The sequence below is a fragment of the Paenibacillus sp. 1-18 genome, from assembly GCF_000520755.1.
Taxonomy (GTDB): domain Bacteria; phylum Bacillota; class Bacilli; order Paenibacillales; family Paenibacillaceae; genus Paenibacillus; species Paenibacillus brasilensis.
The window spans coordinates 1-6,701 of sequence record NZ_ASSB01000151.1 but is presented as its reverse complement, the minus strand read 5'-3'; the positions used below and the strand labels follow the sequence as shown (position 1 = coordinate 6,701).

Below are 6,701 nucleotides of genomic sequence, written 5' to 3'. Positions count from 1 at the left end.
TTCTAAGCAGCCTTTATGTTTTTACCAGTGATGTTGTTAAATCCGGAGAAGAGGAAGTTATAAAAGAATTGGCCTTACTATTAGAAAAAGTGAGTAATTTCGCTAAGACTGAGCAGCTTAATGCCTGGATTGAACGCTCAAAACACCTTATACAACATCCAAGGGACTATAATTATGATTATTGGGGCCTAGGATCTAAGTACGTTGATAAATATTTGTATCCTTTTTTACAGTTTAATATTCACGTTATAATGGTTCTGTTTAAGTGTACTTAGGTGAGTAGAGGCAGGGGGTTGACGGGACCACTTAGTAGGTAAAACAATAAGACATCTCGTTGGAATGGTGGAGGGAAACCTTTATGTATAAACAATTTCGAAAAAATCCTTTATGGTTTAATATACTAGCTCTTACCACAGCAGTAATCGAATTTAGCAGCATATTTTTTGTGAGCAATGCCTATTGCCGAAGTGGTGCCCAATTCACTATGGCTATCTTTTGCTGTGCTTATGGAATTAGAGAGCGGAAGAATAACTCTAGAATTTCCATTGCCTTTTTTACTCTAGCAGCTCTTTTCGTTTTTGTATCATTGCAAACTTTGGGTACCTACTAGTCGTTTCCTGTTTCTGTAATGATTTTTATGAACAGCAAATACAACGCAGATACCTATCTGCGTTGTATTTGCTGGTTTACTCGTTTATCGGCATCTTGATTCTTGCGGCGCTCGCTGCAATGGTCCGAATCTTAGCCAGCACGGCATCGTCGAGTTTAACATCCACGGCCGGCAGCGACTTCTGGATATGTTCAGGCTTGCGGACGCCAACGAGCGCGCTCGTTAAAGCCGGATGAGCCAGGACGTAAGCGAGGGCCAGTTGGGCGACTGTAATGCCGAGGTCCGCCGCCACTTCTTTGAGCTGCCCGACTACCGCGATATTTTGCTTGAAGCCTTCTCCGGAATGGGATGGGGACTTGGAGCGCCAATCCTGTTTGTCAAATCGGGTGTCCGCGTTGTAGTTTCCGGAGAGTAGACCCGAGGCTAGCGGGCTATAGGCAATCACGCCGATGCCCTGTTTCTGGCTGTAGGGGAGGAGTTCCTTCTCCGCATCCGCGGCCAGAATGGAGTAGGGCGGCTGTAAGGAATCTACGTGCCGGATCTTCAAGGCCTCTTCCAGCAGCGCAACTGGAAAATTGCTGACTCCGACATAGCGGATTTTACCGTCCTGCAGCAGTTTTTCAAGGGCGCGTATCGTTTCCTCTACCGACGCTTTGGCGTCCGTATCCGGCCAGTGCATTTGATACAGGTCAATATAGTCGGTGCCGAGACGGCGCAGGGAAGCCTCGACCTCGCGAAGGATCGACGCATAGGTGCCGTTGCGCGAGACATTGCCCTGTTCATCCCAAACGAGGCCGAATTTGGTGGCGATGACCGCTTTATCGCGGTCGCCTTTCAGTGCTTTGCCGATCACTTCTTCGGAGTGGCCCAAGCCGTAAACTGCAGCCGTATCGAAGAAATTAATCCCTGCATCCAGCGCCGCGCGGATGCTGTTATGCGATAGCCGATCTTCCTGATTACCCCAGGTGTAATTCCAATTTCCTCCGCCGATGGCCCAAGCGCCGAAGCCGATCACCGAAATAACTGGTCCGTTTTTTCCTAATTTCCGATATTGCATCTTACATCTCTCCTTGAGTTCTTTTGTTTCTGCGCAGTATGGCGTTTGCTATGTTATGATTATGGCACGGGTGTCAAAGGGATAACGAGGAGCTTATTTATCATAGGTGTAATAACACCAGTTAGAATGGAACGGCATTTCCCAAATTAACCGGGGATTACTTTACGGTAAAGGAGTTGATTAAACCTGAGCAAGAACAGTCGTCGAGTTGAGCTAGGGGATTTTTTAAGAACGCGAAGAGAGCGGCTTGACCCGCAGGAATACGGCTTTCCCGCAGGAGGAAGACGAAGAACTACTGGGTTAAGAAGAGAGGAGCTCGCACAGGTTGCTGGCGTCGGTGTTTCTTGGTACACCTGGCTGGAACAAGGGCGCGATATTAACGTTTCGCCGCAGGTGCTGGACAGCATAGCCCGGGCGCTGCAGCTGGACTGGGTGGAGCGCAGACATATGTTCGATCTTGCAATAGATCCGGCCGCCCGCGAGCTTCCAAACCAGGGACCGACGTATGATCCCGTACTACAAGGCATATTGGATTCCTGGGGATGGTGCCCTGCATACGCCGTGGACCGCAGGTGGAACTATGTGGCCTGGAACGAAGCTGCAAGCGAGGTGTTTGCCGATTATGGGAAGCTTACCGGACGGGATCGCAATTTGGTCTGGTACCTGTTCACTCATCCTTCACAGCGCCAGCTTCTCGTGCATTGGGAGAGGGAAGCGCGGAAATGTCTGGCTTTGTTTCGGGCGAGCAGTGATCAGTTTGCGGATGATCCGTGGTTCAGGGAATTCAGCCACGAATTAAGCGAAGCCAGTCCGGAATTTAGGGAATGGTGGCCGCTGCACGATATCCGGATCGCGCATACCGGCCATAAAGAGCTGAATCATCCTGTTGCAGGAAAACTGTCCCTGCGACCGACGACACTAATGCCGGCCGAGTTTCCCGAGCTGAAAATTTTATTGTATATACCACTTCCTCAGGAGAATACGGCGGAGAAGCTTCAGCGGCTCGCTCCGTCCGGACGGTGGTCAGGAGCGCTGGAGCTTCAACTTGATCCGGCAAAATCATAAATGGAGTGAAAGATAATCCGAAGGTTCCGAATTAACTTGATCTAAGTTGGTCGGGCCTTCTTTTGCTCCCGGAACCGATTAACCCGAATCACTCAAAATGAACGGATTCCCCTGCATAGAAAAAGGTCTTAGTTTGTTCAACTATACCAGCTAATAGCTTGTCAACATTTCCAGCAAAACAATTTAGAAACCTTATGGTATAGTGAAAAATAAGCATGCCAAACACCCTTCCAATTCGAGTTGAATTGGAAGGTTATACCATTAACTTTTTGTTATGTCGGACGGAATGATTTCTTACTTTTTAAAATGGCATACAGCCAATGAACAGCTTATTTGCACATGCCACTAGAGCAACTTTGTGAGGCTTTCCTTCGGCTCTTTTGCGGTCGTAAAAATCTTTAATCCGAGTGTTGCGAGAACGGATCAACCCACACTGCACGGCCATAACTAGGACATATCGAAGCTGTCGGGAACCGCGTTTGGTGATTCGATTTCGAGTTGCTGTGAACTTACCTGAAGCAAAAACACTGGGGTCAATGCCAGCAAACGCGACCAGTTTCGACAAAATTGTTGCAGCAATTTTATGGCCAATACCGGGAATAGACTGGATTAAATCATACTCTTCGATCTCTTTAGCCAGGGCATCTATGTTCTGTTCTAACTCAGCAAGATGCTCCTGGTACTGAAGAATACGGGCGATCAGGATCTTTAGATTAATCAAGTGGCTTGAGTACATCGTTTGCTGAAAGGGATTTTGTTTTGCTGCATCGAGCAATCGTTGAAACTCGTAATAAAAATAAGTTTACAGAGGGGGAAATGGTCATGCCAGACCTAATACAGCATGTACTCGAAGACATGAACAAGCAGCTCGATCGAATTATAAAGAGCATAAACCCGCTTGATGATGATTTGATTTGGAAGAAAATGAAGGATTCCATGAACAGCATCGGTAATCTTTGCTTACATTTAGCAGGTAACGAATATCAGAACCTCATAAGTGCAATCGGAAACAAACCATTCATTCGGGAACGTACTCGAGAATTTAATTCTGAAGGTGGCATATCGAAAGGTGAGTTGATTAGCGTTCTTATGAGGACACGATCCGAATCGGTAAGTATATTATCAGTTTTGTCTGATGAGGATTTAAAAAGAGAAGTTACAATCCGCTATGACCACGAGGATTGGAACAGAATGCTTCGGGTTAGCGCTTCAGAGGATGAAACCTATGAAGCGAGAGAAATTAGCCAGCTTCTTGTTCAGGTTGCGGCACACTACGGATATCATGCAGGGCAAATTGTGTTACTCTCCAAAATACTGAAAGATGCGAATGAACACATTACAGGCCAGTATCATTGATGATTCATTCTACAGGAATTCTAACGGGAAACGATAGTTGAGGAGCTTACTTTGCGGTAGTTCCTTATTCTTTTGTTAACTTAACGGGCAGATTTGCTCAATCATCGGGCATTATCGGACTATATTTATGGGGAGCGATGGTGCGGCTAATCCGAGTCGTTATGCAAAAGAAGATAATAATTGGTTGAATTTATCGCGCTCCTCTAAAAAAGCGCAATGGCCGCTGTATTGGAACGGAACTAGCTTCGAATTTTTGATCAGCTTATTTGTTTCCTCAGCTTGGGTAAACGGAACGACTTTATCATGAATTCCGTGAATAATTAATGTGGGTACATTGATCTGACCGAGATCATTGTAAACATTTTCATCTCTAAGCGTGACCATAATGGCGGAAGTCGCCCAATTTGCCGCTTGTAATCCCATTAAAACGAACCAATCGGATTTCGGTTCGGAAATATACTGAAAGAAAAAAATTCCCGTTTGGTCTTGCAGCATTTGCGGTCGGTCATGATTTGTATCTTCGATAATTTTATTTGTAAATTCTTTTGGAACGCTAGATGGAGAGGCAGCGTCGATCAGGACGAGTTTAGATATCCCATACCCTTTGTAACGAGCCATATAACGAATCGAGATCGCGCCTCCTGTAGAGTGTCCTGCCAGTGTTATGTTTCTTAACTGTAACGTCTCGATGACCATGCGGACATCATCTGCTAATCTATCGAAACTGTAACCGCTAAAAGGTTTATCCGAATTGCCATATCCCCTCCAGTCCATTCCGATACAACGATATCCAAGCGTTGGAAGGAAGTTGAACTGATATTCGAACTGGTTATGGTTTAGCGGCCATCCATGAATAAAAAGTATCGTTTTATTTCCCTTCGGATTGATGTCCTCTATAAATACGTTGACGCCCGGTTCGACAGTTACAAAGTATCCCAAGTATATCGCCTCATTTTTTTAAAATGTACTTCCCCATTAAGATATTCGCCCTAGGCAAGGTGAATGCCTAATTTCGGCGTCAAATTGGGTTTAGATAGTACGTAGAGATTTCTGAGGAATAGCTTGAGTGAAACAATTTCTTCAGATCATTGAGCTAACGGGAAACGTTATAAAACACGAAGGCAGCCGAGACCTACTCGACAATAGATTCTAGAGCTTCTATTGCAATGGCCTTGGCTGCTTCGTTACCTTGCTCTGAGCTCCCCGCAATAGTTTGCAGTGCTTTCTGGGCGATCTCCAGCTGTGCGGTCAAACGGTCAACCATTTTGGCGAGATCAATGGTAAAGTCGTCTGTTAACTCGCCATTGCCTATTAAGACGACAGCAGTAAATTCAAATTTATTCTTCACCCTTTATTCACTCCTTCAGCTTGATTTCATTGCTGGTGTAATCGGCGACAGTAGACGCTGTCCGAAACCCGGCGCAATTCCCACAATAGGTGAATATTAAAATCATAGTCTACCAAACGCTATTTTGTAAATGCCTTACCCATCCTCACGAACGCGGCATCCGCTGTTACGCTAACGGGAAACGTTAGTGGAATAACCAGGGAGCAGATTGCCGTTGCAGCTGTTCCCTAGTTTTCATTGAAGTAACGGGCAGGTTAATTGAAATCGCACTCAAAGAGGGAAAATGCTGAGTTGGACACCGCCGGAAATTCCGGTCAATTGAACGTTATCAGCTGTTTCTAAATACCTCCTCAAGCATATTTAAATAACCCCTCTTAATAGTCTTCTTATCTTTCAGCTTTAATAATAATTGATAAAAACCTTTTCTATAATCGGAATGGTAGGAGATGTTCGCCTTTTCCATCATTGTTGCAAATCGTTTTTCAAACTGTGGCGCATCACGCATCATATACTTGAAGTTCATCACCCATAGCTTCATCAGATGAATCCATTGATCATTTTCAAACAGTTTTTTGTCATAGACCAAATTCTTATCACTGTTTAGGATACCGATATCATAAAATGTAAAAGGATTGTCTCCTCCAATAAATGTGGATACTAAAAATTTATCAGGCAACAGGCTGTTTGCAAAATCATACCACGCCGGTTGGAACTTCGCTTTTACACTTTCGGTCACTTCGTACAATGCGATATGCGGAGTAATATCTTTAATTGTTAGCAATAAATCTACATCCGAGTAAGCGTCTGAGGTTTGTTCAACACGACTTCCAATTACATCTATCCGGGTTATAAAATCCAACCCATTTAAATGGTCTATTAACTGTTCGGTCAAACCTTCACTAGTCGACGTTCCCATTATATCCCCTCCGCTAAACTCCTGTTTGTCTTGCCTGCGTTAATATATAAATATTGCTAATATAACATACCAATCTTTGCTTGTGGTAGATTTAGTGATTGTATCCGTTGAGGTGCAGATCTATAAAGTTAGATTTCGCACAAGAGAGGATGAATATATGGAAGGTGTTCATTTGTCCACAAGATTGAACTAACGGCAGCCTAGGGCTTTATTTTCTTTGAATAACTAGTCGTCATGACAAAATAGCAGGCTGAACCAAGCTTCTCCATTGCTGGATGACAACTTGGTTCAGCCTGCTTGTTTTTTCGGGACAATCGAGGGAGTCTCCTTATGGGCAACCTCCCCCTAA

Annotated in this window: 7 protein-coding genes and 1 pseudogene; 3 read left to right on the top strand and 5 right to left on the bottom strand. The window is 44.7% G+C overall.

The genetic code is table 11. From position 1 onward, the window contains the following. Window positions 1-275 (top strand): hypothetical protein (locus L693_RS31285; RefSeq protein ID WP_231503591.1); only part of this gene is annotated, 275 nt, incomplete at its 5' end. Window positions 276-686: 411 nt separating this feature from the next. On the opposite strand, the gene L693_RS0110095 is transcribed toward L693_RS31285, so the two are convergent. Beyond that, the gene (locus L693_RS0110095; RefSeq protein WP_025717161.1) at window positions 687-1,667 is read right to left on the bottom strand and encodes an aldo/keto reductase; all 981 of its coding nucleotides are present in this window, start codon (window positions 1,665-1,667) and stop codon (window positions 687-689) included. A gap of 186 nt (window positions 1,668-1,853) precedes the next feature. Between L693_RS0110095 and L693_RS0110090 the strand changes: the two genes are divergently transcribed. After that, on the top strand, window positions 1,854-2,732 hold the full coding sequence (locus L693_RS0110090) for a helix-turn-helix transcriptional regulator (protein WP_025717160.1): 879 nt from the start codon (window positions 1,854-1,856) through the stop codon (window positions 2,730-2,732). 272 nt (window positions 2,733-3,004) lie between these two features. Here L693_RS0110090 and L693_RS0110080 read toward each other — a convergent pair. After that, window positions 3,005-3,513 (bottom strand): annotated as a pseudogene (locus L693_RS0110080) (transposase); the annotation flags it as partial. Window positions 3,514-3,554: 41 nt separating this feature from the next. Between L693_RS0110080 and L693_RS0110075 the strand changes: the two are divergent. Next, window positions 3,555-4,088 carry a DUF1572 family protein gene (locus tag L693_RS0110075; protein WP_025717159.1) on the top strand — a complete coding sequence of 178 codons (534 nt, stop codon included), beginning with the start codon at window positions 3,555-3,557 and terminating at the stop codon, window positions 4,086-4,088. 159 nt (window positions 4,089-4,247) lie between these two features. Here L693_RS0110075 and L693_RS0110070 read toward each other — a convergent pair whose 3' ends face one another. The 3 genes from L693_RS0110070 to L693_RS0110060 all read right to left on the bottom strand — a co-directional run bounded on the left by L693_RS0110070 (window position 4,248) and on the right by L693_RS0110060 (window position 6,352). Continuing rightward, complete coding sequence (locus L693_RS0110070; protein ID WP_025717158.1) at window positions 4,248-5,027, bottom strand: alpha/beta fold hydrolase; 780 nt, start codon at window positions 5,025-5,027, stop codon at window positions 4,248-4,250. Between the two features lie 193 nt (window positions 5,028-5,220). Next, window positions 5,221-5,436 carry a hypothetical protein gene (locus tag L693_RS0110065; protein ID WP_025717157.1) on the bottom strand — a complete coding sequence of 72 codons (216 nt, stop codon included), beginning with the start codon at window positions 5,434-5,436 and terminating at the stop codon, window positions 5,221-5,223. A gap of 328 nt (window positions 5,437-5,764) precedes the next feature. Continuing rightward, the gene (locus tag L693_RS0110060; protein WP_025717156.1) at window positions 5,765-6,352 is read right to left on the bottom strand and encodes a hypothetical protein; all 588 of its coding nucleotides are present in this window, start codon (window positions 6,350-6,352) and stop codon (window positions 5,765-5,767) included. Between the last annotated feature and the right edge of the window lie 349 nt (window positions 6,353-6,701).

Bases quoted from the DNA above. Each gene is read 5' to 3' on its own strand.
- L693_RS0110095 (WP_025717161.1), bottom strand. From the start codon at position 1,667: ATGCAATATCGGAAATTAGGAAAAAACGGACCAGTTATTTCGGTGATC.
- L693_RS0110075 (WP_025717159.1), top strand. From the start codon at position 3,555: ATGCCAGACCTAATACAGCATGTACTCGAAGACATGAACAAGCAGCTC.
- L693_RS0110060 (WP_025717156.1), bottom strand. From the start codon at position 6,352: ATGGGAACGTCGACTAGTGAAGGTTTGACCGAACAGTTAATAGACCAT.